We start from the raw sequence: 26,654 nt of genomic DNA, 5'->3' as shown, positions 1-26,654 counted from the left end.
CGGGCGAGGGTGAGGGTGAGGTCAGATGCCGTGGGCGCGGAGCCAGGCGCGGTTGGCGCGCTGGTCGGCCAGGATCCGGTCGAGGTCCTGGCCGGAGCCCGGAACGTCCTGCTCGACGACCAGCCAGCCCTGGTAGCCGCCGAGCGCGCCCAGCACGGCGGGCAGGTCGACCTCTCCCGCGCCGAGTGCGGGAAACGCCCCGCCCGCGACGGCCGCGGCCAGGTCGCCGCCGGCCGCCCGCGCCCGGTCGTGTGCCTCCCGGCTCGCGTCCTTCAGATGGAACTGGCCGATCCGGTCGCCCCACTCCCGCAGCGCCGTCACCGGATCGCCGCCGGCCAGCCAGAGGTGACCGGTGTCCAGGCAGAGCGAGACGTCGGTGAGCTCCAGCAGCCGCTCGACCTCCTCGGGGGTCTCCACGAGCGTTCCCGCGTGATGGTGGAAGACGGGCTCCAGTCCGTGGTCCCGGCATCGGTCGGCCGCCCGCTGGACGCGGGAGGCGAACGCCGCCCACTCCTCGCCCGGCAGGCCGGGGGCGGCCCCCCCGGCGAACCGCGGCGGGTGGGCGGGGCAGGCCAGGGTGGGCCGGGGTGCGAACCGCCCGTCGGCGACCGGCACGCTCGCGAACACCGCCAGCGCCGCGTCCAGTCCGGCCAGATCGGCCGCGAAGGCGCCGGGGTCCTCGTAGCGCAGGTCCACCCAGCCGCCGGCCAGTCCCATCCCGGTCCGCTCCAGCCGCTCCCGCAGCCGGGCGCCGGTGCCCAGGTAGCCGATCGGGCCCGAGTCGATCCCGGCGTAGCCGGCCCCGGCGAGCGCGCCGAGCAGGGCGTCGGCGTCCAGCGGGGCGCCCTCCACCCGGTAGACCCCGAAATTGACGGGGGCGTTCGCGACCTTGATCGACACGGGTTACTCCAGGTGGCTCAGCCAGCGGAGGGGGTTGTCGTGGGTGATCAGGCGGATGGTCTCCTCGCTGACCCCGGACTCGCGCAGCCGGGGCAGGAAGGTGCGGAACAGGTGGCTGTAGCCGGCTCCGCCGTACCGCTCGATCTCGGAGACCTTGGACAGGCCGCTGCTGAGCAGCAGGCGGTGGGCGTATCCGGCCTCGATGAGGTCCAGTGCCTGCCGGAGCCGGTCACCGCCGAGGGAGGAGAGGCAGACGTAGCCGCCACTCTCCACGATCTTACCGGGGATCGACGGGTCGGTCCCCGAGCCGGCGACGCTGACCCGGTGGGCGGGCAGGCCCTCGTCGAGCAGGATCTCCAGTAGCGCCAGGCCGCCGCGGTGGTGGGTGGCGACGGGCAGGCCGGAGGCCAGGGCGGCCCTGGCGGCGGCGGCCACGCAGCGCTTGTCGGCGGGGGTGGGCTCCTGGCCCCAGATGCCGATCTCGCCGATCACACCGGGACGGATGCTGGTGCCGTCCAGGCCGTCCTCGATCTCGGTCAGCAGGTGCGCGGTGAGGGTGTCCACGTCGGCGTCGAGGGCCCAGGAGGGGGTGAAGGGGCCGGAGAAGAAGCCGGTCCCGGCCACCACGGCCACCCGGCTGCCGGCGGTGATCCGGGCCAGCGTGGCGACGTCGCGGCCCATGCCGATGCAGCTCAGCTCGACGACCAGGCCGAGCCTGTCGGACTGGCGCAGCCCGCACAGCTCCCGGGTGACCTCCTGCTCCTCGTCCAGCCAGCGGTGCGGGTCGGATCCCGCGTCGGCGGCCCTGCGCATGTCGCTGCGCAGGTGCTCGCGGGGAAGGACGGCCCCGTCGACGGCGGACGGGGTGCAGGAGCCGGTGACGGTCCTGACAAGGGGAGCCTCGATTGTGTCGAGGAGAGCCTTGGGCATGAACGGACATTAACCCATATTTTGGTTAAACATAATGGAAGTCCCAAGGGTTTTACCTTGGCACCCTTAGTTGGATCGGCAAACTATTGACGATCCTTGCGCAGTATGTGAACCTCTGGGCGTTCATGCACGCGCATCATGGGCGGTCGAAGGTCAGGGTCCCGTCACCTGATCGTGCATGGCGGTTTGTCCGTTGCTCTGCGAAGGGAAGCCGTACATGCGAAGAAGGCTGTTCAGCATGCTCGCCGCCGTGGCGGTGGCGTGCGCGGCGATCGGCACCGCCGCCGGAGGAGGGGCCGCGTCGGCGTCCTCCTCCACGGCCGCCGCCGAGTCGTACGAATGGAAGAACGTCCGGATCGACGGCGGCGGGTTCGTGCCGGGGATCATCTTCAACCAGACCGAGAAGAATCTGATCTACGCCCGCACCGACATCGGCGGCGCCTACCGCTGGGAGCAGGCGTCCAAGACCTGGACCCCGCTCCTCGACTGGGTGGGCCAGGACAAGTGGGGCTACAACGGCGTGGTCAGCCTCGCCACCGACCCGGTGGAGACCAACCGGGTCTACGTCGCCGCCGGGATGTACACCAACAGCTGGGACCCCAACAACGGCGCGATCCTGCGTTCGGCCGACAAGGGGAAGACCTGGCAGGCGACACCCCTGCCGTTCAAGCTCGGCGGCAACATGCCGGGGCGCGGGATGGGCGAGCGGCTGACCGTGGACCCCAACGACAACCGCGTCGTCTATCTCGGGGCACCGGACGGCAACGGCCTGTGGCGCAGCACCGACAAGGGCGTGACCTGGGCCAAGGTCGCGAGCTTCCCCAACCCCGGCAACTACGCCCAGGACCCCGGTGATCCCAGCGGCTACCTCAGCCACCGGCCGGGCGTGGTCTGGGTGACCTTCGACCCGTCCTCGGCGACCAAGGGGACCCCGACGAAGAAGATCTACGTCGGGGTCGCCGACAAGGAGAACACGGTTTACAGCTCCGCCGACGCCGGTGCCACCTGGACCAGGGTCGCCGGGCAGCCGACCGGCTACATCGCGCACAAGGGCGTTCTGGACCATGCGGGCCACGCGCTGTACATCGCCACCAGCGACACCGGCGGGCCGTACGACGGCGCCAAGGGCGACGTCTGGAAGCTGGACACCGTCGGCGGCGCGTGGACCCGGATCAGCCCGATCCCGTCGACCTCGGCCGACGACTACTTCGGCTACAGCGGCCTCACCATCGACCGGCAGCATCCCGGCACCCTGATGGTCGCCACCCAGATCTCCTGGTGGCCGGACGTGATCTTCTTCCGGACCACCGACGGCGGCGCCACCTGGACCCGGATCTGGGACTTCACCTCCTACCCCAACCGCAGTTTCCGCTACACGATGGACGTCTCCTCCTCGCCGTGGCTCACCTTCGGGACGAACCCGCAGCCACCGGAGACGACGCCCAAACTCGGCTGGATGACGGAGTCGCTGGAGATCGACCCGTTCGACTCCAACCGCATGATGTACGGCACGGGCGCCACGCTCTACGGCACCGAGGACCTGCTGAAGTGGGACACCGGCGGCCAGTTCACCATCAAGCCGATGGTGCGGGGGCTTGAGGAGACCGCCGTCCTCGACCTGATCAGCCCGCCCTCCGGTGCCCCGCTGATCAGCGGCCTCGGGGACATCGGCGGCTTCCGGCACGCCAACCTCGACGCCGTGCCGCCCATGATGTTCACCTCGCCCGGCTTCACCTCGACGACGAGTCTCGACTACGCCGAGACCAACCCGGCCGTCATGGTCCGCGCGGGTAACTTCACCGACGCGGACCGGCCGGGCGACAGCCACGTCGCCTTCTCCACCGACGGCGGCGCCAACTGGTTCCAGGGCACCGAGCCGGCCGGGATCAACGAGGGCGGCACGGTCGCGACGGCCGCCGACGGATCACGGTCCGTCTGGGCGCCCAAGGGTGTGGCCGTGCACTACTCGGTGGGCTTCGGCACCTCCTGGACCGCCTCCACCGGCATCCCCGCCGACGCCGTGGTCGAGTCCGACCGGGTCAACCCCAGCAGGTTCTACGGTTTCAGCGCCGGGAAGTTCTACGCCAGCACCAACGGCGGAGCGTCCTTCACGGCCACCGCCGCGACCGGGCTGCCGTCCACGGGCAACGTCAAGTTCAAGGCCGTCCCCGGCCGCGAGGGGGACATCTGGCTGGCGGGCGGTGACTCCGGCCTGCTGCACTCCACCAACGGCGGCGCGTCGTTCACCAAGGTCTCCGGTGTCACGACCGCGGGCAACATCGGCTTCGGCAAGGCCGCGCCCGGCAGGAGCTACCAGGTGCTCTACGCGGCCGCCACGGTCGGCGGGGTGTCCGGCGTCTTCCGCTCCGACGACACCGGCGCGACCTGGGTCAGGATCAACGACGACCAGCACCAGTACGGCAACATGGGCGAGGCCATCACCGGCGATCCCCGGGTCTACGGCCGCGTCTACCTCGGCACCAACGGCCGGGGCGTCCTCTACGCCGACAACGGCGGGACCGTCCCGCCCGGCGACACCACCCCGCCGTCCAAACCCGGCAAGCCGGTCGCCTCGGCGATCACCTCCTCGGGCGCCACGCTGACCTGGACGGCGTCCACCGACAACACCGCGGTGACCGGCTACGACGTCTACCGGGAGGCCGGGACGACCGACGTGCAGGCCGGTTCGCCCTCCTCGGCCTCGTTCGCGCTGACCGGTCTGGCCGCCGACACCTCCTTCACCTACTATGTGGTCGCCCGTGACGCGGCGGGCAACAGCTCCACCGCCTCCGACCCGGTCACCTTCAAGACGGCCGCCGGATCGGGTGGCGGCGCCGGGTGCTCCGCGGCCTACAAGGTCACCAACTCCTGGACCGGCGGCTTCCAGGGCGAGGTGACGGTGAAGAACACCGGGACCTCGGCGATCAGCGCCTGGACCGTCACCTGGTCGTTCGCGAACGGCCAGCAGATCACCCAGCTCTGGAGCGGCGTCCACACCCAGACCGGCGCCGCCGTCACCGTCAAGAACGCGAGCTGGAACGGCGCCCTGGGAGGCGGGGCGTCCACGACGTTCGGCTTCGGTGCCAGCTGGACCGGTACCAACGGCGTCCCCGCCACCGTCACCTGCACGGCCGGCTGACCGGCCGTACCGACCCCGGTCCCGCGCGGTCCTCCGAGGCCGCGCGGGACCATCACCGTCGTCCCCGCCGTGCGCCTGGGGTCGCGGATGCGTCTCCTTCTCCGGAACAGGCGCGGCTCATCCCCCAGGAGGAGCGGCGACGAAACGGGCTGGCCTATTCTGGAACGAAACCGACTGTCCGGGGGATCACGTGGCTATCTCTGATGAGGTGCGGAACACCCAGGCGGCGGCCGGGCGGCCGTCCGAGACCGGTGACGCCGACGCCCTGAAAGCCGAGGCGGTGCGGCGGTCGGGCATCCACGGCCGGCTTGACGGCATCAGGGCCACCCGGGCGGGCCGGCTCACCCTCAAGATCGTCATCGGTGTCCTCGGTGCCGTGCTGGTCACCGCGGGCCTCATCATGGTGCCCTTTCCCGGGCCGGGCTGGCTGGTGGTCTTCGCCGGCCTCGCCGTGCTCGCCACCGAGTTCCACTGGGCGCACCGGCTGCTGGCGTTCGGCAAGCAGACCCTGTCCACCTGGACGGCCTGGCTCGGCCGCCGGGGCTGGACCGTCAAGATCCTGGTCGTCCTGATGGCCGCCGCGGCCGCCGCGGCCATCGTCTACTACGGCCTCAAGCTCAGCTTCCACTTCGACCTGATCACCGAGGCGCAGAAGCTGCTGAACCGCCAGGCACGGTGATCGACCGGGGCCGTCTCCCCGGTCCCGGCGCCGGCCGGGTCGTCCGGCCGAGGTGATCGCGTCCCCTGCCGGGTGTGACGTCTCCGGCGAGGTTTTACCAGGACCTGCCAGTCACATGATCATTTCGGGATGTCGCCCTCCGTAGTCTCTCTCCGTCTGATCTTCGAAGCCGGATACAAGGAGAGTGACGTCCGATGCGCGCCCTGACCTCGATGGTCGCCCTGGCGGCGGCCGGAATCGTTGTCGTGACCGGCGTCTCCGCCCGGGCCGACACCGTCAACCTGGGGGCGACGATCCTGCCCGGTGCCGAGGTGTTCCTCGCCAAGGGACTCGTCCCCACGGCTCCGTACAAGGGCAAGGTCCTGGTCAAGCTGGAGAACAACACCGTGCCGACCGAGGTGAAGATCGGCACCTGCAAGGGCAGGTACATCGGCGCGGTGACCATCGTCGCCAACGACCACGCGCCCTACGTCGCCGCCGACCCCGACACGGCCCCGGCCTGCATCCGCTTCAAGGTGAAGAACCTCGGCACCACCCCCGCCACCATCGCGGGCGCCGGTTACTTCTGACCCCGTTCCGGCGCCGGGGCCGGGACGCCCCGAACGGCCGTCCGTGGCGTTCCCGCATGTAACGGAGGAACCCGCATCCTTTACATGTCGGTCACAGGATCCGACAGGGGATGTAACTCGCGGTAGCCAGCCTGGGGTGCATGAGTGAGACGGAACGGAGACGATCCGCCTCGGGGTGGACGCTCAACAGGGAACTGCTCAACGTCGGCGCGATCATCGTCGCCGCAGGTATAGCCCACCTCGTCATGGGCCTGATCGGGCACGACAAGTACGGTCCGGTGATGCTTCTGCTGCTCGGCGCGATCCTGGTGGTGGCCGCTCTGGGTCACCGGTTCTACGAGGAGCGGCGGCTCCGCGTCACGATGGCGGCCGAGTGCGCACGATGCGGGGAGGTGGCGGCCGCCGCCCCGGAGCCGGTACGGCGGAGCTGATCCGGTGCCGGTACGGCGGAGCCGGCCCGGAGCGGCGGGTCCGCAGGCCCTTCGCCGCCCGTGCGGGTGTCCGGGCGGCCACCGGGGTGGCCGGCCGCCCCGCTCCGTGCGCGGAAGGCCACGTGATCAGCCGGCCAGAGCCCGGCTGTCGAGTGAGATCGCGTTCTTGGCCCGCTCGACCGACTCCTCGGAGGCCGGGGCGCCGGGGTTCTCGGTGGCGAGTGCCTGGTTGAGCTCGACGAACGGGCGCATGCGCTCCTCGTAGCGGGCGAACGCGGCGCGGTGGTCGCCGCCCGCCCCGCCGAGCTCCTCGGCCAGCACATGGGCGCCGACCAGGGCCAGGCTGGTGCCCTGGCCGGACAGCGGCGAGGGGCAGTGGGCGGCGTCGCCCAGCAGCACGACCCGGTCGTCCGACCAGCGGTCCATATGGATCTGGGCCATCGCGTCGAAGTAGAAGTCGTGCGCCTTCCACATGGCCTCCAGCAGCCTGGTCGCCTCCCAGCGCAGGCCGGTGATCTGCTCGGCGACGATCCGCTTCTGCTGCTCGATGTCGCGGTGGTCGTAGTCCAGCGGTGACGAGCCGAAGCCGAACGAGATCTGGAGCTCGGTGTTCCCGCGCGCCGGGTAGATGCCGTAGCCCTTGTCGCCGTCCCGGAGCCACATCTGCCAGTCGTCGAGGTTCAGGAAGTTGTCGGCGCGGAAGATCGCAAGATAGGTGCCCAGGTGGTGGATGAAGCGGGACTCCTCGCCGAAGACGAGCCGGCGTACGTTGGAGTGCAGGCCGTCGGCGCCGACCACCAGGTCGAAGGTGCGGGGCTCGGCGCGCTCGAAGGCCACCCGGGCGCCGTGCCCGTCCTGCTCGACGGCGGTGATCGAGTCGCCGAAGACGTACTCCACGCCGTCGCGCGTCCTGTCCATGAGCAGGCGGATCAGGTCGTCGCGCATGATCTCGATGTCGTCGTTGTCGAGCCTGCCGGAACTGTAGGTCGCCTCGGTCGTGCGCATCACCTCGTTGCCGTCGCCGTCGAGCACGGACATCCCGCGCATCCGGGTGGCGAGCGCGCGCGCCCCGGTCAGGATGTCCATCCGGCCGGCCACGTCGAGAGCCACGCCGCGGATGTCGACCGCCTGACCGCCGCGGCGCGGCTCGGGCGCCCGCTCGACGATGGTCGGACGGAAGCCGTGGCGGAGCAGCGAGCATGCCAGGGCAGGGCCGGCGATGCTTCCGCCGGAGATGAGGATGTTCTTCATGGACTCTCCTAATACGTCGTACGCAAAGCTGAATGTACGGCGTACGCACAAAGCTCGCAACTCGCATTTTCCCTGTTTAATAAGGCAAACAGCACTAGTACAGGCTGGTGGTCATGGGGCGATTTGGGCTGCTGTCAGGTGATACTCTGTCCTAGTACAGAAGGACCGAGGAGGCGCGATGGGCCCGCAAACGGTTCCGCCCTATGTCCGGATCGTCACCGAGATCCGCCGCCGGATCGCAGACGCTGAGATCGGCCCGGGGGAGCGCGTGCCGTCGACCCGGCAGATCGCCAGGGAGTGGGGGGTCGCCCTGGCCACCGCCACGAAGGCGCTGACCGTCCTGCGTCAGGAAGGTCTCGTCCGTGCCGAGCCCCGGGTCGGCACCGTGGTCGCCGAGGCGCCACCGGTCCGGTCCGGTCACCCGGCAGCCTCCGGGCGCGGTCCGGCCTCCGGCCACGGATCGCCCCATGGGCCTGGACCGGCCCGCGACCACGGGCCGGCTCCGGAGCGTGAGCTGACCCGCGAGCGCGTCGTGCGCGCCGCCATCGAGATCGCCGACACCGAGGGGCTGGCCGCCCTGTCCATGCGCAGCGTCGCGGCCCGGTTGGGTGTCGCCACCATGTCGCCCTACCGGCACGTCGCCGGCAAGGACGACCTCGTCCTGCTGATGACCGACGCCGCGTTCGGTGAAAGCTCCTATCCCGCCGAGGCCCCCTCCGGCTGGCGGGCCCGCCTGGAGCTGAGCGCGCGCATGCTCTGGGCCCTGTGTCGCAGACATCCGTGGCTGGCCCAGGTCAGCTCGCTGACCCGGCCGTTGCTGCTGCCCAACCTGATGATCCACGCCGAGTGGGCGCTGAGCGCCCTCGACGGCCTCGGCCTCGACCCGGCGGTCATGATGAACCTGCATGTGCTGGTCTACAGCTACGTCCAGGGCATCGCGGTCAACCTGGAGAGGGAGGCGCAGGCCGAGGCCGTCACGGGCCTGTCGGAGGAGCAGTGGATGGACACCCAGGAGTCCGCGTTCGCCGCGTTGGCCGCGTCGGGTGACTATCCGACGTTCGTCAGGCTCTCCGGAGCCCTGGAGTACGACCTCCGCCTCGACGAGCTGTTCGAGTTCGGCCTCAAGCCGATGCTCGACGGCCTGGCCGTGTTCATCGAGAGCCAGAGGGCGGAGAGATCCACCTGACCGGTCGTGCTCGTCGAGAGCCGGAGCGGACCACCTGATCGGCCGGGCTCCCACGCGGCCGATCGGGTGGACGGGGTGCCGCCCTGTCCAGCGGACGGGGAAACGTCCGACCGCTGATTCTTTAATACGGCCCCGACATTTACGCATTAATATGCCGCCGCCGATGAATGTGCCCGATAAACCAATCCGGCATGGGGAAGATATCGGGCTGATTCCCGGATTAAAATGCCGCCGTGTCTGTGACTCCTGGGATTTACCGACTGCTCGGCTGCGCCGTCATCGCCGTTTCGGCGGCCGCGCTGACCCCGACCGCCTCATCCGCCGCCAGATCCGTGGACGTCGCGCTCCCCGACACCCGGGTGACCCTGCGCGAGAACGCCGCGGACCCACTCAAGATCACCTCCTACACCCTCGGCAACGTGGCATACCTGCGCAGGAACACCGGGTTCGTCAAACAGAACGGCTATCAGGAGATCACCGTCGCGCCGAAGGGGGCCATGGCCCTCGCGGTGCCCACCTCCTACAGCGCGGGCCGTGACTCGGTGCTCCTCGCCGACCTGGTGACGAACAAGGCCGGCAAGGTCGAGACCGTCGCCAAGCCGTACATCGCCAAGTTCGCCCACTGGTCCCGCAGCGGAGGAAAGGCGGTCCTCACCGTCCAGCGGAAGAACGGCACGATCTGGGAGACGACGGGCTTCGTGATCGTCGACGCGACGGCGAAGACCGCCCGGACGGTGACCGTGCAGGGGGTGGACCGGGCCGCGAGGTTCCGCTGGAGTCCCGACGGCGCCGATGTGGTGGCCGACTACCAGGGGGGCACCCGTTTCTACGGCCAGGACGGTGCGCTCCGGCGCACGCTGGCCAAGACGGGGATCCCGGCCGGCGGCGAGGACGTCTTCTCGCCCTCCGGAGGCACCCTCATGACCTGGTGCCCGGCGACCTACACCGAGTACGTCTGCTTCTGGAACCGCACCTCGGGAAAGCTCACCGCCAAGGCGAACGTCAAGCCGAAGGCCCTGCTGGGCTGGTGGGACGACAAGCACGTCCTCGCCGTGGTGGCCAGTGGGAGCGCCTACCGGGTCGCCGTGATCGACCTCCAGGGCAAGGCCACCCGGGTGCTCGCCGACATCTCCGCCGAGGACTGGAAGAACAAGGTCTATCTCAGCTACACCCGGCGGTGACGGCTCCGGTCCGGTACGGCGAACGCCCGCCGTACCGGACCGCCTCGCCTCGCCGAAGACTCCCGGCACCGGGCGCCCCGGCACCGGCCACCGGCGGGTCGCGCCCTTGGAACCTGCCGACAAAGGCTTAAATGCTCGTGGGTACGGGACCGGTGCAGGGAGGTCCGTAACCCTCGTGGGGTAGAGTCCCGGCACATGATCGACATCCCGCTCTGGTCAGCGGCTCCTCCCGGCACGGCTACTGGTGAACCGCCCGGCCTGACGCTGTACGGAACGGACACCCCGGCCTCGGGTGCGGTGGTGGTGTGCCCCGGCGGCGGTTACGCCAGACTGGCCGAGAATGAGAGCACGGACGTGGCCCGCTGGCTGGTCATGCTGGGCGTCGACGCCTACGTGCTCCGCTACCGGGTGGCCGAGGGCGAATTGGGCCGCGAGCCGCTGCATCCGGCTCCCTTGCACGACCTGCGCCAGGCGATGAACGTCGTCCGGCAACGCGGCGCCACGCGGGTCGCCGTCATGGGGTTCTCCGCCGGCGGCCATCTCGCCGCCACCCTCGCCACCTCCAAAGACGGCTCGAACGCCGGGGATCGCCCGGATGCCGTGGTGCTCGGTTACCCGGTCATCGACCTCACCGGGGTGCACTCCTCGTCGCGCCACCGACTGCTCGGCACCGACGGCAGCGAGGAGCAGGCGACAGCCCTATCCGCCCACCTGAACGTGACGGCCGAGACGCCGCCGACATTCCTCTGGCACACCGCGAACGACACTGTGGTCCCGGTCGACAACAGCCTGCTGTATGCCGCCGCACTCGCCCGCGCCGGGACACCGTTCGAGCTCCACGTCTTTCCCGAGGGCAAACACGGGCTTGGGCTCGCCCAGGGCGAACAGGCCGCGTCCGCTTGGACCAGCCTCTGCGCCACCTGGCTCGCGGCCCAAGGCTTCGGCCCGCGTCCCTGATCGCCGCCGCCCGCAAGGGGCGGCGGCCTGTGGCCTTCCTTTTGCCAGCAGGCTCTTACAGGTACAGGCCGGTGCCGTTGTCGGTCTGCGGGGTGGCGATGGCGTGCAGGTCGCGTTCGCGCATGATCAGATAGGTCCGGCTGTGGACCTCGACTTCGTACTGGTCCTCGGGATTGAACAGCACCTTGTCGCCCACCTTCACCGCCCGGGCGTTCGGGCCCGCACCGCAGACCTCACCCCAGGCGAGCCGGTTGGCCAGCTTCACCGTCGCGGGGATGACGATGCCCGCCGTGCTGCGTCGCTCCTCCGACTCCTGATCGACCTTGATCATGACGCGGTCGTGGAGCATCTGGATTTCGAACTTCGGGTCACCCACAACAGAAAGCTTATGGGACCGCCGGGATCACCCCGGCGGATCCGGCGGCCCGGCTGTCCCCGGCGGAGGGCCGCAGGCGGGCCCGTACCGGCCGGAATCCCGCGGTGGACCGGATCCGGCCGGTCACCGCGCGGCTCAGGGGAGTCTCAGTTCGGCGAAGACGGCCCGGTGGTCGGTGCCGGGGACACGGTGGACACCGAACGACCGGACCGCGATCCGGGGGTCGGCGAGCACATGGTCGAGGGTCACACCGGGGACCGGCTCCCAGCCCTGCTGGGGCCAGGTCGGGGTGAACCCCTGCCCGGTGACGTCGGCGGCGTCGCGGTAGCCGGCGATGAGGAGTTCCCGCATGACCGCATGGTCGAGGGTGGCGTTGAAGTCCCCGGCCAGGATCCGGTACGGCCCGGCGCCGGGCCTGGGCAGCGCCCGCAGGCCCTGGGCCCAGCAGGCCGCCTTGTAGTCGAACCGGGGGGCACAGGGGTGGACCGAGACGATCTGGAGGTTCTGCTCGGGCGCGACGGCCACCGACTGGCGGAAGTTGCCGTAGTTGAGCGCGGCCTGGTCCGCGCGGAGCGGGAACCGTGCGTAGACGCCGGAGCCCCAGACGCCCGGGACGGGCTCGCCGACCATGTGGGGGAGGGCCTTGCGGATGCCCGCCTTCTCCAGGCGCCCGGCCGCCTCGGGGGTGAGCTCCTGGAGGGTCAGGACGTCGGGCCTGAGCCGCAGGACGAGGTCCATGACCGTCTTGGTGTCGGCGTCGCCGCGTGCGAGGTTGGCGGCCAGCACCCGCAACGGGGTCCCGCCGGAGGGCGGCGGGGTGTCGGCGAGGGCCCGGGGGAGCACCGCCCCCGCGAACGCTCCCACGATGACCACGCCCACCACGCCCGCCGCCCAGCGGCGCAGGACCAGGGCGAGCAGCGCGACGGCGACCGAGGCCGCCGCCACGTACGGGGTGAACGCCACGAGCTGGATCCACCGGAACCCGGCGTCCCACCCGGTCGTCCGCAGCACCGCCCAGGCCGCGAACGGCGTCACCAGGATCCAGATCAGGACGCCGATCCAGCGCCTCCGGCGCGGGCGGCCGGCGGGCGGGGCCGTAGTGGAGATCGTTTCAGTGGTCATTCCGCCGGACGCTACCGGTTCGGGAACGCCGAAAGAAGACCTGGATCACCGCTCCTGCGGGGGTGGCGGTGGCTCAGCAGGTTTTCCGGCCGGCACACTCCAGGACCTCGCAGAGTCCGGTCAGCGTGGTGAACCGGATGTCAGGAGTGCGGAGTAGGCTCACCGGACATGACGGACCTCTCCCCTGACCTGGTCGGTGACTACCTCGACTGGTACCTCGCGGCCAACCCCATCCACGCCGCCCTCGCGGGCGCGGAGGGCTATGACAGGACCCTCGGCGACTTCACCGAGGCCGGCATCCTCGCCCGTGAGCGGGAGTCGCGCCACTGGCTGGAGCGCTTCCAGGCGGTGCGGGGCGGAGACTTCGAGGACGTGCTCGACCGCGAGCTGATCATGTCCACCCTGCGCGGCGGGCTCGCCTACGAGTCCTGGCCCGCCTGGCGGCGCGACCCGTCCGTCTATCTGGGGCCGGTCTTCAACTCGATGTTCAGTCCGTTCCTGAGCCGGCTCGCACCCGAGGGTGAGCTGGTCGAGGCGGCCGTCGCGCGGCTGGCCGAGGTGCCCGGCGTCATCGCGGCCTGCCGGACGAACCTCGACCCGGCGCTGGCGGCCCCGCTGCTCATCGAGCGGGGCCTGGGCCAGGCGCGGACGGCCCGGCGCTTCCTCACCGAGACGATCCCCGGTCAGGTGGCGGACGAGACACTGCGCGCCCGGCTGGTCGCGGCGGCCGAGCCCGCGGCGGCGGCCTTCGACGGGTTGGTGGAGTTCCTGGAGGGTTTCCAGGCCACCGGCGCCTGGCGGATGGGGGAGGAGCTCTACTCCACGCTGCTGCGCGAGCGGGAGATGCTCGGTTACGGAGCCGACGAGCTGCTCAAGCGCGGCCAGGCGGCCTACGACGACCTGGACGCGCAGATGCGCGAGGTCGCCCGGCTGCTGCCGGGGGGCTCCGACGACTGGCACGCGGCGGTCGTCGCCCTTCAGGACGACCACGCGCCGACCCTGGAGGACATGCGGGCCGAGTACGACGCCGAGACCGAGCGGGCCAGGAGGTTCGTGCGCGAGCACGGCCTGGTGACGTTCGCCGAGGGCGAGGAGTGCCGGGTGGTGCCGTCGCCGGAGTTCCAGCGGCCCGTTCTCGCCGTCGCCTCCTACCTGCAGCCCCCACCCCTGTCCACCTCGCGCGTCGGGCACTTCTTCGTGCCGTTCACCCCCGACTCCTTCACCGAGGAGCAGGTGCGCCAGCGGCTGCGCACCAACGCCAGGGCGCAGATGCCCTCCATCGCCGTCCACGAGGCCTACCCCGGCCACCACTGGCACCTGTCCTGGATGGCGGGCAACCCGCGCCGGGCCCGCAGGCTGTTCCGCACCCCTTACTTCACCGAGGGCTGGGCCCTGTACGTCGAGAAGGTCATGCGGGAGCAGGGTTACTTCACCACCCCCGCCCAGGAGCTCGCCCACCTGGACTTCCGCCTCTTCCGGGCGGCCCGCATCATCGTGGACACCTCGCTGCACTGCGGCGACATGAACGTCGAGGAGGCCGAGGCGTTCATGACCACCCGCTCCTCGCTCACCCCCGGCACGGCCAAGGGCGAGGTCGCCCGCTACTGCGCCTGGCCCACCCAGGCCCCCTCCTACCTGACCGGTGCCCTGGAGATCGACCGCATCCGCGACGACTACCTGGCCGCGGGCCGCGGTGACCTGCGCACCTTCCACGACAGTCTGGCGGGCTCCGGCGGCCTCCCCCTGGGGCTGGCCCGCCGGGTGGCTCTGGAAGGCTGACGGCATGTCCGACGATGAGGCGAGGGTCCTGGACGCCCTGGACGAGGCGGAGACGGTCCGGCTCCTGACCGAGCTGGTGCGGGTGCCGAGTGTGACCGGCACCGACGCCGAGTCGGACCTGCAGCATCGCTGCGGGAGACTGCTCGGTGAGGCGGGGCTGGACGTCGACGTCTGGAAGCTCGACCTCGACGCCCTCCGGGCCGCCCCCGGCTTCCCCGGCACGGAGGCGCCCCGGGTCGAGGGCTACGGCGTCGTCGGCGTCACCGAGGGCGAGGGCGACCCCGCGCTGGTCCTGCAGGGGCACGTGGACGTGGTGCCGACCGGTGACCTGGCCAGATGGGAGGGGGGCGACCCCTTCGGCGCCCGGATCGGCGGGAACGTCCTGCACGGCAGGGGTGCCTGCGACATGAAGGCGGGGCTGGCGGCGAACCTCGCCGTCGTCGCCGCCCTCCGCAGGGCGAAGGTACGGCTGGCCCGGCCACTGGCCGTGCACTGCGTGGTGGGGGAGGAGGACGGCGGCCTGGGCGCGTTCGCCACCCTGGCCCGCGGTCACCGGGGCGAGGCCGCGGTGATCACCGAGCCGACCGGCGGGGCGATCATCGCGGCGGCGGCCGGCGCGCTGACGTTCCGGATCGAGGTCGCCGGGCGGGCGGCCCACGGCGCCACCCGCTACGAGGGTGTCAACGCCCTGGAGGTCTTCTGGCCGGTCTTCGAGGCGATCAGGCGGCTGGAGGCCGACCGCAACCGCGACCCGGACCCGGTCTTCGACGGCAACCCGCTGCCTTACCCGATCGAGATCGGGACAGTCCGTGCGGGTGACTGGGCCAGCAGCGTGCCGGACCTGCTCGTCGCCGAGGGCCGTCTCGGCGTGCGCCTGGACGAGGACCCGGCCGACGCCCGTCTCGCCCTGGAGACCGTGATCGGCGAGCTCGGCCACCCGTGGCTGCGCGAGCACCCTCCGGCCGTCACCTGGCCGGGGGGCCAGTTCGCCAGCGGGCGGCTGCCCGCCGGACACGAGCTGCTCGATCAGGTGGCCGCCGCGGTGGCCGACGTGAGCGGGATCCGTCCCGCCGAGACGGCCGCGCCGTACGGGAGCGATCTGCGCCTGTACGCCGCGGGCGGCATCCCGGCCCTGCACTACGGGCCGGGTGACGTCCGCTTCGCCCACGCTCCGCGCGAGCAGGTCGATCTGCGCGAGCTCCGCGACGTCACCCGGGCGCTCGCCCTGCTGGTGCTGCGCCGCTGCGGAGTCAGGGGCTGAGCATCAGCGGATGCCGTGGAGCCCGCTATGGACGTCAGGCTGCGGGAACGAGGCCGGTATGGGTGATCCGTCCGGGTGGTGTACCGGTCAGGCGTAGTTGCCGCGGACCTCGACGATGTCGGCCAGCGGGAACTCCAGATAGTCTCCGGCCTCCTCGCACCACGCGTCGAGCACACCGCTGCGCAGCTCGCCGTGGCTGATGGTGGCGGTCAGGCCGTCGGTCAGCGTGATCGCCGCCCGCACCCCGCGGTCCACCACGAAGCCGAGCAGCGACTGCTGGGCGGTCGGCAGCCGGGTGGCCATCCGGCCGATGACCGCCCATGTCCTGCCCTGCTGGTGGGCGGCGTCGTCCTCGGCGGCGAGCAGCCGCCGCGCGTGCTCGTGCGGGTCGGGCGGCGGCTCCAGCAGGGGATACGACTGCTCCAGCTCGGCCACCCGGCCGCCGGGCAGCAGGATCAGCCGCCCGTTCTGCGGCTCCTCGATCCGGGCGCGGCGGATGGTGATCTCCCCGGTGTCCTCGATCGGCACCGGCGCGTAGCCGTTCTCCCGGAGCGCGGCGAGGGTCCGGTCGGCGGGCATCGCGCTGGCCAGCACGGTCGGCGCGAGCAGTCGCAGGCCCAGTCTGCCCAGCCGCCGGTGCCCGGCGATCTCGGCCAGCAGCACCGGGTCGGAGGCCTGCACGATGCAGGCGACCGTGGTCACGGTGACCTCGCCGTGCCGCCTGGCCACGTCGTGCACCAGATAGTCGAGGGGCTGCGGCACCGTGCCCACCTCGGCGAGGTCGGCCAGGAGGGCGTCGGCACCGTAGCCCGCGTCCATCGCCCGGCGCACACTCGCCGGGGTGAACCGCCACACCGAGGCCGCGCCGCGTGACTCGCGTTCGGCGGTCCGGTCCAGCAGTTCGGCCAGTTCGGTGGAGGGCGGCCCGGTCACCACAGCGGTGAGGTCGGCGCCGAACAGGGCGCTCCGCCGTACGCTGGCCAGCGCGCGGGTGGAGCACTCCGCCAGCACCGGGTCGTGCTCCACGGCCGGGGTGGAGTCGTCGTTCTCGTCGCCCGCCCAGGCGTCCAGGGCGGCCAGCGCGCGGCCCAGGTCGGTGATCGTGTCACCGGCGACGAGCCCGAGCATCCGGGCCTCCTCCAGTACGGCGGGGGCGCACTCGGCCAGGAGCGACTGCTCCAGCAGCGGGGCATGCCAGTGCGCGGCCCTGACCAGCCCGGCCCGGTCCGCGCACGCCGTACTGGCGGGCAGCCGTGCCAGCACGCCGAGCACCGCCCGCCGGGCCCGGCCGACCGCGGCTCCGGCGGGGTCGTCGCCGAGCACCGTGCCGTATTTGCCGTCGATCCTGCGGAGCGACGAGCGCTCCATCCGCCACCACGCCGCCAGCAGCACCCGTAGCCTGGCCGCCGCGTCGTCCAGCCGCCAGCGGTCGAACTTCTCGGTGGGCACCAGCCCTCCGGCCGACTCGTCCCAGGCCAGCAGCCGGGCCACCGCGCAGATCTCCAGCAGGAGCCGGGTCTCGTCCTCGTCGCAGCCGGTGTCCTTGGCCAGCCGGCGGATCTCGCGCACCCCGATCCCGCCCGCCTTCAGCAGCGGCAGCGGAACCTTGGCGGTGTTCTCCAGCATCGCGGCGCAGCGTTCGACCACGTGCGGGGCGGCCAGCGTCATCAGGTGGTCCACGGTCTCGGGATCCACCGGGACGGTCGCGAGGTCGGGCGGACGGGGGGTGAACGGCGGGTGGTAGTCGGGGCCGCGCAGCGCGAGCGCCACCTCCCGGGGCATCTCGGCCACGTTCCAGCTCGGCCGGAAGAGCAGTCCGTGGTCGGCGACCCACTTCTCCGGCGTGCCCGGCATGACGAACCGGCCGCCGTCCACGTCGCGGATCGGGCCGTCCCAGGCGAACTCCTCCAGCAGCCGCTCGGTGCCGCTCGGAGCGCGCTCGACCATGGCGGTCACCCGCCGGGGATCGGAGAGCACCTCGGTGACCCTGGCGACCGTGCGCCTTTTGGGGCCGTGGGGCAGGCCCAGCGCCCTGGCCAGCGCGCGGAGGGCGTCGGTACTGACCGTCCAGGAGTTCAGGTAGTGCGAGAGCGGCTCACCGAGCCCGCAGGGGGCCGTCCACCAACGGGAGACCCCGTCGGCGACGCGGATCCGCCCCTCGTCGTCCGGCCAGGCCAGGGCATGGTCGAACAGTCGGTCGATCCAGGGGGCCACCTCGGCCTCCGGCACGCCCATGAAGTGGGCCAGTGTCTCCAGGCTGACCCGGTCGCCCAGGGACAGGGCGGCCTGCGCGACCTCCAGGCACGGGAGGGGGAGTCCGCGCATGACGGCCATCAGCGCGAACCCGTTGCCCAGCCGCTGCGCCAGGGTGTCCAGGCGGCGCGGCCACGGCGGGGCGATGGCGTCCGGCCGGTTCGCCAGCACGTGGGTGAGCCGTTCTTCGTCGAGGGTTTTCAACCAGCCGAGCAGGTGATCGTCCATCTCGCAGCTCTCTCAGGAATCTCTCGCGGGGACTCTCCGTGAGCCATGGCAATCCACGGTAATGCAGAGGGCATCCCCGACGGCATGTACCGCGCAGAATGCGACGTGTTCCGGGGGCGTTCTCCCGCATTCTTGACCGATCCCGGGACCGCCGGCGGGGGAGGCTCGGCGGCCCGGGACCGATCGGCGCCTGATGAGGGGAAGAGGCGGCGCCTTCACGGGAAGGTCTTCTGATGGGAGAGGCCTGCTGGGGCCTGCTCACGGGTGTTACCGGAGGATCGCCCAGACGATCTTTCCATAGGGGGCCAGCGGCGCCCACCCCCAGCGGAGGCTGAGCGACTCGACGATGTGCAGGCCAAGGCCGCCGATCTCCAGCGGTGACGGGTCACGGAGTGCGGGAAGACCCGCTCCGGGATCGTTGAGCGCGCAGGCGACGAGGTCGTCCCGGCGGAGCAGGGAGAGTCTGATCGGTTCCCTGGCGCGCGACTCGGCCAGCCGCAGGCCGTGCCGGAAGGCGTTGGTGGCCAGCTCCGAGACGACCAGTTCCATGCTCTCGCTCAGCTCGGTGAGGTTCCACCCGGTGAGGGTGCCCGTCGCGAAGCTGCGAGCCGAGTGGACGGACTCGGCCTGCGGGGGGAGCACGAAGGTGGCGCTGGCCATGGCCGGTGACCCGGACAGGAGATCACGCGCCGCGTCTGGCCACCAGCCGACTGGAGGCCACCAGTCGAGCGCTGTCCAGGACGTTCGGGGGGGCGCGGTTTGGGCGGACTGCACATCGGTCATCATGGTGCAAACTCATGTGCAGGTGCAAGAGCGAATGCACGTGCATAAGGGGTGTGCAACCGCTACGGTTACCCCAGATTCGGCAATCCGCACGGAAAGGGGACCTTGTCCGCGGCTAAGGAATCTTGGCCCGCATAGTGACAGACTGTCGGTCAGGGAAGCGAGCAAGGAGCACATACGTGTCCATGGACCCGCCCGGTACCGGTTCCACCGTTCGGCGCATCATGCTCGGCGCAAGCCTGCGCCGCCTGCGTGAGGAGAAGGGGCTCACCCGTGAGGTGGCCGGATTCCACATCCGCGCCTCCGAGTCCAAGATCAGCAGAATGGAACTCGGCCGCGTGGGATTCAAGACCCGGGACGTGGAAGACCTGCTCACCCTATACGGCGTGCTCGACGACGCCGAACGGCGCGGCCTGCTGGAGATGGTCCGCGAGGCGAACACCCCCGGCTGGTGGCACAAGTTCGGCGATCTGCTGCCGAACTGGTTCACCACCTACGTGGGGCTGGAGGAGTCGGCGGACGTGATCCGCACCTACGAGGTGCAGTTCGTCCCCGGTCTGCTGCAGACGTCCGCCTATACGCGCACGGTGATGCGGCTGGGCTATCCGGACGCGCCGGAGGTGGAGATCGACCGTCGTGTGCATATGCGCATGCAGCGGCAGGAACGCCTGACGAAGAAGAACGGCCCGCGTCTGTGGGCGGTCGTCGACGAGGCGGCCCTGAGGCGACCCATCGGAGGCAAGGAGATCATGCGTGAACAGCTCCAGCATCTGCTGGAGGTGGCCACGTTGCCCAACATCACCCTCCAGGTGATGCCCTTCCGATTCGGTATGCACGCGGCCGAGGGGGGCGCGTTCAGCATCTTGCGGTTTCCCGAGTCCGACTTGTCGGACGTCGTTTATGTCGAGCAGCTCTGGGGTGCCCTCTACCTGGACAAACGTGAGGACGTCGATCCATACCTCACGGCCATGGAGCAGTTGTGCGTGGAAAGCACCACGCCCGGGGGTACCGCCGAGATCCTCGGCGACCTTCTCAGAGAGATCTAAATGGAGCAGATCTACAACGGCATGCCCGCCACGGACCTGGCCGGAGCCAGTTGGCGCAAGAGCCGTCACAGCAACTCACAGGGCAACTGCGTGGAGCTCGCCAAGCTGTCGGACGGCAGCATCGCGGTCCGTAACTCCCGTTTTCCCGACGGTCCAGCCCTGATCTACACCCGCGACGAGATCCGTGCGCTGGTGCTCGGGGTGAAGGACGGCGAGTTTGACAGCCTGACGGTGTAACACTGTTTTTACATCCGCCCCGCTCCGTAACCCTGGTGCGTCGATGATGTAACGCAAGAAGTAGGCAGGTCAGGCAGAGTCTGAGTTCCCAGAGGATATTGGGGCGGAGAAAATGGGGGCCCAGACCATGCTTGACCAGATGACCTTGTATCCCGTGGCGGACGACGTGCTGTTCGCGCCCGGTGGCCGGGTCGTGATCCGCACCTATGGCGTCGCCTCGGTGGCCATGCATGAGGGAGACGTCTCCTCGGTCGCCTATCGGACATGGGTCACCGGGGTCCGTGACCAGCCCCGTTACTGGCGTTGGGGGCACTTCGAAGACGCCTGCCAGGGGCATCGCAAGGTTCTGGAGTGGCTGACCGGGCGAGGACCGCAGCCGCAGCCGCACGCCGCGGCCGCCTGACCTGGACTCTTGAAGGGTGTGGTGGCCGCCGGCCGGGGCCTCGGTTTTCACCGCGGGGCCGATGCCGGGCCTCGGTTTTCACCGCGGGGCCGGTGCCGGGTGATCGGCGCCGGGTGCGGCCACCGACCGCGCCCGGCGCTCCGTTCGCTCTGATCAGACGGGGGCGTTCCAGGCGAGGACGACGGGTTCGCCGTGCTCGAAGCCGAGCCGGGAGTAGGTGCCGGTGTCCAGGCGGAAGAACCGGCCGTCCTGCGGGGCAAGGCCGAGCCAACGGGCACACAGCACCCGCAGGTAGTGCCCGTGGGCGACCAGCACCACGTCGCCGTCGACCGCACGGGCCCGGTCGATCAGCCGGTCGGTGCGGGCTGCGACCTCCTCCACGCTCTCGCCGGGGTGCTCGGTGTCGCCGGGGATGACCCCGTCACGCCACAGATACCAGTCGGGGCGGGTCCGGCGGATGTCCGGCGTGGTGATGCCCTCGTAACCGCCGTAGTCCCATTCCCACAGGTCGGGATCGGTGTCATAGGCCGTGAGCCCGGCGAGGTCGGCCGTCCGTTGGGCGCGCAGCGCGGGGCTGACGAGAGCCAGGTCGAAGGTCCGGCCCTTGACCAGCGGGGCGAGTGCCCGCGCCTGGTTCTCGCCCTTGCCGGTGAGCGGCAGGTCGGTGCGCCCGGTGTGGCGTCCGTCCCTGCTCCACTCGGTCTCGCCGTGCCTCAGCAGAATCATCTCTTTCATGGTGGTCCCCATCATGCCGGTACGGCCTGCGATGACCGGGCAGCGCCCCGCGAGATCCACAGGCTCCGCACGGCACCCGAAGACCGTGATCGGAACATGGCGGCGTGAGAAGCTGGGCCAGTGACGATATCTGTGGGTTTGGTGGGCGCGGGGCCCTGGGCGGAGAAGGTGCACGCGCCGATGCTGGCCGCCGGACCCCACACGCGCCTGGCGGGCGTGTGGGCGCGGCGCCCCGAGGCGGCCTCGAGATTCGGCGTCCCCGTCTTCGAGCGTGTCGAGGAGCTGTTCGACAACTGCGAGGCGGTCGCGTTCTCGGTGCCGCCCGCCGTACAGGCCGAGATCGGTGTCCTCGCCGCCAACGCGGGTAAGGCGCTGCTGCTGGAGAAGCCGCTCGCCGCGGACCTGGACGGGGCACGGCGGCTGGCCGAGGCTGTCGGCGAGGCGGGTGTCGCCTCACAGATGGTGCTCACCTGGCGCTACTCGGCCGCCACCCGCTCCTTCCTGGCACGGGTGTCGGCCCTCGAACCGTTCGGCGGGTACGCGGCCAACATCTCCGGGGCACTGCTCGGCGGTGACTTCGCCAGTCCGTGGCGGCTGGAGCGCGGGGCGATCCTCGACGTCGGCCCACACATGATCGACATGCTGGACGCCGCGCTCGGCCGGGTCACCGGGGTCCGCGCCCACGGCAACACGCTGGGCTGGGCCGGCCTGCTGCTGGAGCATGAGACCGGCGCGGTGAGCGAGGCCTCGCTCTGCATGAGCGTGCCGGGCGAGACACCGCCCTCCAGGGTGGAGGTCTACGGCAGGCTGGGCCGGGAGGCCATCGACGGCGGCCAGCTCGGTTCCGACACCTTCGCCGTCATGCTCACCGAGTTCGCCCAGACCGTGCGCCGGGGCGGCGGCCACCCCCTCGACGCCGCGCACGGCCTGCACCTCCAAGAGATCATCTCCGCCGCGGAGGAGCAGCTCGGGTAGAGGGGTGGCGCACCGTGCCGGTCACCGGGACCGCACCGGGTGCCACCGGCGCCTTGCGCGGTCATCGGCCGATGCCCAGCTGTTCCGCGGTGGGGACCGTCCTGCCCGTACGGCGTGCGTGCCAGAGCATGAGCGCGCCCAGTGTGCACCCGATGAGGATGGGCGCACCGTGCTCGTCGCCGATCACCACCAGGACGACCGCCCCGGCCGGCAGCGCCGCCGCCGTCACACGGGGAGGGACGGGCAGCCGGGCGTGGCCGAGGCCCACCCAGGCGGCGAGTCCGCCGAGCAGGCCGGCGATGGCGACCGAGGACCCGGCGCCGTAGTTGTCCGTCGCGTAGCTGAAGATCTCTCCCGCGAGCGCTCCGGCCAGGTAGAGCGTGCCCCAGCGGAGCCGGCCGTAGACCCGCTCGGCGACCGTGCCGAGGACGAGCAGCGCTGCGGCGTTGAAGATGATCTGGTGCCAGCCCTCCGGGTTGATCGATATCGGGCTGATCAGCCGCCACCACTCGCCCGTGAAGAAGGCCGGGGCTCTGTCCAGTGCCGATCTCGTCGCGGGGGAGAGCAGGCCCGCGGCCGTGGTCGCCGCCGTGACGGCGAAGACGGTCCAGGTCAGCCAGGCCCGGTGAGGGCGCGTGGCGGCAAGGCCGGAGCGGCGCGGAAAGGCCGCAGGCCGGGGGTCGTCGGTCATCGAATCTCCTTACCGGCGGGCCTGAGGTGCCGCCGAGATGACTGCCGACAAGCGAGGGAGGCCATGGTCGTGACTATAAACGAAAAATTTACATCTGGACAATATTTCGTCCCAGACTATTTTTATCCTTGGTATATTTGGTGGCATGGCCGAGGAACCGCGCCTGCGTGAGCGCAAGAAGCTGCAGACCCGCCGTGCCCTGTGGCACACCGCGATCGGCCTGTTCGTGGAGCGAGGCTTCGACAACGTCTCCGTCGCGGAGATCGCAGCGGCCACCGACGTCTCCAAGAAGACCGTCTTCAACTACTTCCCCGCCAAGGAAGACCTGGTCATGGCACCGATGGAGGAGCATGTGGACGAGCCGGCCCGGATCGTCCGGGACCGGGCGGCCGGGGAGTCGGCGGTCACGGCCCTGCGCCGCCATTTCGTCGCCGCGCTGGCCGCCCGGGACGCGGCGACCGGCCTCAGCGACGCCCCCGGGACGCTCGACGTCCAGCGGCTCATCCGTACCACCCCCACCCTGATGCAGCGCGCCTATGCCTTCTTCGCCCGGAGTGAGGATCTTCTGGCACGCGAGCTGGCCGCCCAGACGCAGGCGGCGGGCACCACCGCGCGGGTGCCGGCCATCGCCGCCCGTGTCGCGGCCGCGCAGATCATGGGTGTCCACAACGCGCTCGTGGCGGAGAACCTGCGGCGGATCCTGGACGGGGAGTCCGCGGACGCCGTTCATCCCTCCGCGGTCGCCAACGCCGAACACGCCTTCGACGTGCTCGAAAACGGCCTCGGTTCCTACTGCACCCGTGAGGCGGTCGAGGGCCGGCCGACCGACGTACGGCACCCGGCTTGACTTCTTCCCCACGGCCGAAGCCGAGGTCTCCACGCACAAGGAGATTCGATGAGCGCCGCATGACGGCCGGGGAGAAGGCGGGTGACGGGTGGAGGGGGCGGGCGGAAACCCACGGCGATGGAGAGGGGCGGGCGGGAGCCCGGGGCGGTGAAGAGGCCGGGGTGGAAACCTCCGGCACACTTGGTAACGTTTGTCCCACGCGCAGCGCATAGCGAAGTCCGGTGTGAGTCCGGCGCTGTCCCGCAACTGTCATGGTCCTCATGGATCGAGCCAGGTCGCCTTCCGCTGCGTCGACGCCGTCAACCCTCGTGGAAAAGGGTGATCCGTCCCATCTGCGGGTCTCTCGGTTCCGGTCACTGAAAGGACCTCGCTTGAGGCCCGTACGTACCGCACTCGCCGGCGCGCTCCTCGGCGTGCTGACTCTGGCCGGATGCGGCCAGACCTCCCCCGCCCCGGACGCGGACGCCGCGTCCCCGGCCTCCTCGGCAGTCTCCCCAGCCGCCGCCGGCTTCCCGGTGACCGTCGAAGCGGGCAACGGCTCGGTCGCCTTCGCCAAGAGGCCCGAGCGGATCATCTCGCTGTCGCCCACCGCCACCGAGAGCCTGTTCGCGATCGGAGCCGGCCCCCTGGTCGTCGCGGTGGACGACCAGTCGAACTACCCGGCCGAGGCGCCGAAGAGCGACCTGTCGGGCTTCAAGCCGAACGCGGAGGCGATCATCGCCCAGAAGCCCGACCTGGTGGTGCTCGCCAACGACAGCGACAACATCGTGGCCAAGCTGACCAAGATCAACGTCCCGGTGCTGCTGGAACCCTCGGCCACCAAACTCGACGAGGCCTACGACCAGATCACCGACCTCGGCGCGGCCACCGGCAACAAGGCCAAGGCCGACGAGGTCGTGGCCGGGATGCGGAAGCAGATCGACGCGCTCGCCGCGGCCGCCCCGAAGGACAAGAAGCTCACCTATTACCACGAGCTGGACATCACGCCTTACGCGGCCACGTCCACCACCTTCATCGGCCAGATCTACGGCCTGTTCGGCCTGACCAACGTCGCGGACAAGGCCCCCGATGCGGCCGGCGGCTACCCCAAGCTCTCCGCCGAGTTCGTCGCCCAGACCGACCCGGACCTCATCTTCCTGGCCGACACCAAGTGCTGCGCCCAGTCCAGAGACGCCCTCGCCAAGCGCCCCGGCTGGTCCAAGCTCTCCGCTGTCAAGAACGACCAGGTCGTCGGCCTCGACGACGACATCGCCTCCCGGTGGGGGCCGCGCATCGTGGACCTCGCAAAGGAGGTCGGCGACGCCGTCCAGAAGGCCACGACCGACTAGATGACCGATCTCTCCCGTCCCACCGGAGCCACCCACCCGGCTGGAACCGCCGGGGCAACCGATCCTCCCGCCCCGGACGACCCTGCAGCGGGGCGTGACGCAGGCCTGCCGCAGGGCCCGGTGGCGGAGCCCGGCGCGGACTCCTCGCAGGAGCCTGGTGCGGACTCCTTGCAGGACCATGCGGCGGAACCCGGCGCGGACTCCCCGCCGGGCTCGGTGGCGGAGCCTGGCGCGGTCTCCTCGCAGGACGGGACGGCGGGGCGTGATGTGAAGGCGACCGGTGTCCCGCCGCGGCGGGCGACCGGTCTCCGTCGGCTGGCATGGTTGCCGGCCTCGGTCTTCCTGCTGGTGAGCATGCTCGCCGCCCTGCTGATCGGTGCGGCGGACATCGCGCCGGGGAAGGTGGTGCTGCAACTGCTCGACTGGCTGCCCTTCGTCTCCGCCGACTCCGGGCTGGCACCGGTCGAGCAGGGCCTGCTGCTGGAGCTCCGGCTGCCCAGGGTCCTGCTCGCCGCGATCGTCGGCGGGCTGCTGGCCGCCGCGGGCGCCGGCTACCAGGGTGTGTTCCGCAACCCGCTGGCCGATCCCTACCTGCTGGGAGCCGCCGCGGGCGCCGGTCTCACGACCACGGCGGCGATCGTGTTCATGAAGGGCGACAACGACGCCCTCCTCATCCCGGTCGCCGCGTTCGCGGGTGCCATCGGCGGCGTCCTGCTCGCCTACGCCCTGGGTAACGTCGCCGGCCGGGGCGGCGGCACCGCCACGCTGGTCCTCGCCGGCGTGGCGGTCTCATCCTTCCTCACCGCCGTCCAGACCTTCCTGCAACAGCTCAGGGTGGACGAGCTCCAGCGCATCTACGCCTGGATCCTCGGTGACGTCGGCGGCGGCTGGGACCAGGTCAGGCTGGTCACGCCGTACGCCGTGGTGTCGGTGGTGATCATGCTGCTCCACGGCAGGCTGCTCGACGTGCTCTCGGTCGGCGACGACGAGGCGGCCAGTCTCGGCCTGAACGTCGCCCGGGTCAGGCTGACCGTACTGCTCGCCGCCTCCCTGGCCACCGCGGCCGCCGTCGCGGTCAGCGGACTGATCGGCTTCGTCGGCATCGTCGTCCCGCACGTGGTCCGCCGCCTGTTCGGCGGCTCGTACCGTGTCGTCCTCCCGCTCTCGCTGCTCGGTGGCGCCGTCTTCCTGGTCTTCGCCGACCTGATCGCCCGGACCGTACTGGCCCCGGCCGAACTGCCCATCGGCGTCGTCACCGCCTTCTTCGGCGCGCCGTTCTTCGTCGCCGTGCTGCGCATGACCAGGCGGGTGGAGACGTGAGCGGCCCGGCCGCCACGCGCGGCGCACCCGATCGCGCGGACACGGGT

General features: G+C 70.9%; 25 protein-coding genes. 16 read left to right on the top strand and 9 right to left on the bottom strand.

Going from position 1 to position 26,654, the window contains the following annotated elements; all coding sequences use genetic code 11:
* Nucleotides 1–21: 21 nt before the first annotated feature.
* Nucleotides 22–900, bottom strand: coding sequence for a TIM barrel protein (locus OHA77_RS08820; RefSeq protein WP_406317327.1), 879 nt, complete (start codon nt 898–900; stop codon nt 22–24).
* 3 nt (nt 901–903) lie between these two features.
* Entirely contained in the window at nt 904–1,830 is a 927-nt protein-coding gene (locus OHA77_RS08815; RefSeq protein ID WP_326821133.1) for an aryldialkylphosphatase, read from the bottom strand.
* A gap of 217 nt (nt 1,831–2,047) precedes the next feature.
* Between OHA77_RS08815 and OHA77_RS08810 the strand changes: the two genes are divergently transcribed.
* The 4 genes from OHA77_RS08810 to OHA77_RS08795 all read left to right on the top strand — a co-directional run bounded on the left by OHA77_RS08810 (nt 2,048) and on the right by OHA77_RS08795 (nt 6,648).
* Nucleotides 2,048–4,969, top strand: coding sequence for a cellulose binding domain-containing protein (locus tag OHA77_RS08810; protein ID WP_406317326.1), 2,922 nt, complete (start codon nt 2,048–2,050; stop codon nt 4,967–4,969).
* A gap of 190 nt (nt 4,970–5,159) precedes the next feature.
* Nucleotides 5,160–5,648, top strand: a complete 489-nt coding sequence (locus OHA77_RS08805) for a TIGR02611 family protein (RefSeq protein WP_406317325.1) — start codon at nt 5,160–5,162, stop codon at nt 5,646–5,648.
* 194 nt (nt 5,649–5,842) lie between these two features.
* A complete protein-coding gene (locus OHA77_RS08800) occupies nt 5,843–6,217 on the top strand; it encodes a hypothetical protein (protein WP_326821136.1) in 375 nt (124 codons plus the stop codon).
* Between the two features lie 140 nt (nt 6,218–6,357).
* A complete protein-coding gene (locus OHA77_RS08795; protein WP_326821137.1) occupies nt 6,358–6,648 on the top strand; it encodes a hypothetical protein in 291 nt (96 codons plus the stop codon).
* A 126-nt stretch (nt 6,649–6,774) separates the two neighbouring features.
* Here the strand turns inward: OHA77_RS08795 and OHA77_RS08790 are convergent, their stop codons facing one another.
* Nucleotides 6,775–7,899: an FAD-dependent monooxygenase gene (locus OHA77_RS08790; protein ID WP_406317323.1), complete on the bottom strand. Its 1,125-nt coding sequence runs from the start codon at nt 7,897–7,899 to the stop codon at nt 6,775–6,777.
* A 178-nt stretch (nt 7,900–8,077) separates the two neighbouring features.
* Between OHA77_RS08790 and OHA77_RS08785 the strand changes: the two genes are divergently transcribed.
* The 3 genes from OHA77_RS08785 (at nt 8,078) to OHA77_RS08775 (ending at nt 11,223) form a co-directional block, all read left to right on the top strand.
* Nucleotides 8,078–9,085 (top strand): TetR/AcrR family transcriptional regulator C-terminal domain-containing protein, encoded by a 1,008-nt coding sequence (locus tag OHA77_RS08785; RefSeq protein ID WP_406317322.1) that lies wholly within the window; start codon nt 8,078–8,080, stop codon nt 9,083–9,085.
* 233 nt (nt 9,086–9,318) lie between these two features.
* On the top strand, nt 9,319–10,266 hold the full coding sequence (locus OHA77_RS08780) for a hypothetical protein (protein WP_406317321.1): 948 nt from the start codon (nt 9,319–9,321) through the stop codon (nt 10,264–10,266).
* 195 nt (nt 10,267–10,461) lie between these two features.
* Complete coding sequence (locus OHA77_RS08775) at nt 10,462–11,223, top strand: alpha/beta hydrolase (protein WP_406317320.1); 762 nt, start codon at nt 10,462–10,464, stop codon at nt 11,221–11,223.
* Between the two features lie 55 nt (nt 11,224–11,278).
* Here the strand turns inward: OHA77_RS08775 and OHA77_RS08770 are convergent, their stop codons facing one another.
* Both OHA77_RS08770 and OHA77_RS08765 read right to left on the bottom strand, forming a co-directional pair.
* A complete protein-coding gene (locus tag OHA77_RS08770) occupies nt 11,279–11,599 on the bottom strand; it encodes a GroES family chaperonin (protein WP_406317319.1) in 321 nt (106 codons plus the stop codon).
* Nucleotides 11,600–11,734: 135 nt separating this feature from the next.
* Nucleotides 11,735–12,721 (bottom strand): endonuclease/exonuclease/phosphatase family protein, encoded by a 987-nt coding sequence (locus tag OHA77_RS08765; protein ID WP_406317318.1) that lies wholly within the window; start codon nt 12,719–12,721, stop codon nt 11,735–11,737.
* Nucleotides 12,722–12,889: 168 nt separating this feature from the next.
* Between OHA77_RS08765 and OHA77_RS08760 the strand changes: the two genes are divergently transcribed.
* Together OHA77_RS08760 and OHA77_RS08755 are read left to right on the top strand one after the other, a co-directional pair.
* Entirely contained in the window at nt 12,890–14,500 is a 1,611-nt protein-coding gene (locus OHA77_RS08760; protein ID WP_406317317.1) for a DUF885 domain-containing protein, read from the top strand.
* 4 nt (nt 14,501–14,504) lie between these two features.
* Complete coding sequence (locus OHA77_RS08755; RefSeq protein ID WP_406317315.1) at nt 14,505–15,761, top strand: ArgE/DapE family deacylase; 1,257 nt, start codon at nt 14,505–14,507, stop codon at nt 15,759–15,761.
* Nucleotides 15,762–15,848: 87 nt separating this feature from the next.
* On the opposite strand, the gene OHA77_RS08750 is transcribed toward OHA77_RS08755, so the two are convergent.
* Together OHA77_RS08750 and OHA77_RS08745 are read right to left on the bottom strand one after the other, a co-directional pair.
* Complete coding sequence (locus OHA77_RS08750; protein WP_406317313.1) at nt 15,849–18,242, bottom strand: helicase-associated domain-containing protein; 2,394 nt, start codon at nt 18,240–18,242, stop codon at nt 15,849–15,851.
* A 267-nt stretch (nt 18,243–18,509) separates the two neighbouring features.
* On the bottom strand, nt 18,510–18,902 hold the full coding sequence (locus tag OHA77_RS08745) for an ATP-binding protein (protein WP_326821143.1): 393 nt from the start codon (nt 18,900–18,902) through the stop codon (nt 18,510–18,512).
* A gap of 308 nt (nt 18,903–19,210) precedes the next feature.
* Here OHA77_RS08745 and OHA77_RS08740 point away from each other — a divergent pair, with 308 nt between their 5' ends.
* From OHA77_RS08740 to OHA77_RS08730, 3 genes are all read left to right on the top strand, one after another.
* Nucleotides 19,211–20,071, top strand: a complete 861-nt coding sequence (locus OHA77_RS08740; protein ID WP_406319806.1) for a helix-turn-helix domain-containing protein — start codon at nt 19,211–19,213, stop codon at nt 20,069–20,071.
* Complete coding sequence (locus tag OHA77_RS08735; protein ID WP_326821144.1) at nt 20,072–20,308, top strand: DUF397 domain-containing protein; 237 nt, start codon at nt 20,072–20,074, stop codon at nt 20,306–20,308.
* A gap of 139 nt (nt 20,309–20,447) precedes the next feature.
* Nucleotides 20,448–20,711, top strand: a complete 264-nt coding sequence (locus OHA77_RS08730; protein ID WP_326821145.1) for a hypothetical protein — start codon at nt 20,448–20,450, stop codon at nt 20,709–20,711.
* 153 nt (nt 20,712–20,864) lie between these two features.
* On the opposite strand, the gene OHA77_RS08725 is transcribed toward OHA77_RS08730, so the two are convergent.
* A complete protein-coding gene (locus OHA77_RS08725; protein WP_406317311.1) occupies nt 20,865–21,446 on the bottom strand; it encodes a histidine phosphatase family protein in 582 nt (193 codons plus the stop codon).
* Between the two features lie 120 nt (nt 21,447–21,566).
* On the opposite strand from OHA77_RS08725, the gene OHA77_RS08720 reads away from it, so the two are divergent.
* The gene (locus OHA77_RS08720) at nt 21,567–22,421 is read left to right on the top strand and encodes a Gfo/Idh/MocA family oxidoreductase (RefSeq protein ID WP_326821147.1); all 855 of its coding nucleotides are present in this window, start codon (nt 21,567–21,569) and stop codon (nt 22,419–22,421) included.
* 61 nt (nt 22,422–22,482) lie between these two features.
* On the opposite strand, the gene OHA77_RS08715 is transcribed toward OHA77_RS08720, so the two are convergent.
* Complete coding sequence (locus OHA77_RS08715) at nt 22,483–23,112, bottom strand: rhomboid family intramembrane serine protease (protein WP_406317310.1); 630 nt, start codon at nt 23,110–23,112, stop codon at nt 22,483–22,485.
* Nucleotides 23,113–23,257: 145 nt separating this feature from the next.
* Here OHA77_RS08715 and OHA77_RS08710 point away from each other — a divergent pair, with 145 nt between their 5' ends.
* From OHA77_RS08710 to OHA77_RS08700, 3 genes are all read left to right on the top strand, one after another.
* Complete coding sequence (locus OHA77_RS08710; protein WP_406317308.1) at nt 23,258–23,959, top strand: TetR/AcrR family transcriptional regulator; 702 nt, start codon at nt 23,258–23,260, stop codon at nt 23,957–23,959.
* Between the two features lie 371 nt (nt 23,960–24,330).
* Nucleotides 24,331–25,287 carry an ABC transporter substrate-binding protein gene (locus tag OHA77_RS08705; protein ID WP_406317307.1) on the top strand — a complete coding sequence of 319 codons (957 nt, stop codon included), beginning with the start codon at nt 24,331–24,333 and terminating at the stop codon, nt 25,285–25,287.
* Between the two features lie 267 nt (nt 25,288–25,554).
* The gene (locus OHA77_RS08700; protein WP_406319805.1) at nt 25,555–26,607 is read left to right on the top strand and encodes a FecCD family ABC transporter permease; all 1,053 of its coding nucleotides are present in this window, start codon (nt 25,555–25,557) and stop codon (nt 26,605–26,607) included.
* The last annotated feature ends 47 nt before the right edge of the window (nt 26,608–26,654 follow it).

Source organism: Streptosporangium sp. NBC_01639 (genome assembly GCF_045209755.1).
GTDB lineage: Bacteria > Actinomycetota > Actinomycetes > Streptosporangiales > Streptosporangiaceae > Streptosporangium.
Note: the sequence above shows the minus strand (reverse complement) of the source record. Positions and strands in the feature narration are given on the sequence as shown.

What these genes read in the sequence shown, in the direction of transcription:
- OHA77_RS08765 (WP_406317318.1), bottom strand. Translation starts at nt 12,721, where the DNA reads ATGACCACTGAAACGATCTCCACTACGGCCCCGCCCGCCGGCCGCCCG.
- OHA77_RS08740 (WP_406319806.1), top strand. Translation starts at nt 19,211, where the DNA reads ATGGACCCGCCCGGTACCGGTTCCACCGTTCGGCGCATCATGCTCGGC.
- OHA77_RS08725 (WP_406317311.1), bottom strand. Translation starts at nt 21,446, where the DNA reads ATGAAAGAGATGATTCTGCTGAGGCACGGCGAGACCGAGTGGAGCAGG.
- OHA77_RS08755 (WP_406317315.1), top strand. Translation starts at nt 14,505, where the DNA reads ATGTCCGACGATGAGGCGAGGGTCCTGGACGCCCTGGACGAGGCGGAG.
- OHA77_RS08730 (WP_326821145.1), top strand. Translation starts at nt 20,448, where the DNA reads ATGACCTTGTATCCCGTGGCGGACGACGTGCTGTTCGCGCCCGGTGGC.
- OHA77_RS08795 (WP_326821137.1), top strand. Translation starts at nt 6,358, where the DNA reads ATGAGTGAGACGGAACGGAGACGATCCGCCTCGGGGTGGACGCTCAAC.
- OHA77_RS08745 (WP_326821143.1), bottom strand. Translation starts at nt 18,902, where the DNA reads ATGGCCAGCGCCACCTTCGTGCTCCCCCCGCAGGCCGAGTCCGTCCAC.
- OHA77_RS08735 (WP_326821144.1), top strand. Translation starts at nt 20,072, where the DNA reads ATGGAGCAGATCTACAACGGCATGCCCGCCACGGACCTGGCCGGAGCC.
- OHA77_RS08775 (WP_406317320.1), top strand. Translation starts at nt 10,462, where the DNA reads ATGATCGACATCCCGCTCTGGTCAGCGGCTCCTCCCGGCACGGCTACT.
- OHA77_RS08815 (WP_326821133.1), bottom strand. Translation starts at nt 1,830, where the DNA reads ATGCCCAAGGCTCTCCTCGACACAATCGAGGCTCCCCTTGTCAGGACC.
- OHA77_RS08750 (WP_406317313.1), bottom strand. Translation starts at nt 18,242, where the DNA reads ATGGACGATCACCTGCTCGGCTGGTTGAAAACCCTCGACGAAGAACGG.
- OHA77_RS08790 (WP_406317323.1), bottom strand. Translation starts at nt 7,899, where the DNA reads ATGAAGAACATCCTCATCTCCGGCGGAAGCATCGCCGGCCCTGCCCTG.
- OHA77_RS08800 (WP_326821136.1), top strand. Translation starts at nt 5,843, where the DNA reads ATGCGCGCCCTGACCTCGATGGTCGCCCTGGCGGCGGCCGGAATCGTT.
- OHA77_RS08715 (WP_406317310.1), bottom strand. Translation starts at nt 23,112, where the DNA reads ATGACCGACGACCCCCGGCCTGCGGCCTTTCCGCGCCGCTCCGGCCTT.
- OHA77_RS08710 (WP_406317308.1), top strand. Translation starts at nt 23,258, where the DNA reads ATGGCCGAGGAACCGCGCCTGCGTGAGCGCAAGAAGCTGCAGACCCGC.
- OHA77_RS08785 (WP_406317322.1), top strand. Translation starts at nt 8,078, where the DNA reads ATGGGCCCGCAAACGGTTCCGCCCTATGTCCGGATCGTCACCGAGATC.
- OHA77_RS08760 (WP_406317317.1), top strand. Translation starts at nt 12,890, where the DNA reads ATGACGGACCTCTCCCCTGACCTGGTCGGTGACTACCTCGACTGGTAC.
- OHA77_RS08810 (WP_406317326.1), top strand. Translation starts at nt 2,048, where the DNA reads ATGCGAAGAAGGCTGTTCAGCATGCTCGCCGCCGTGGCGGTGGCGTGC.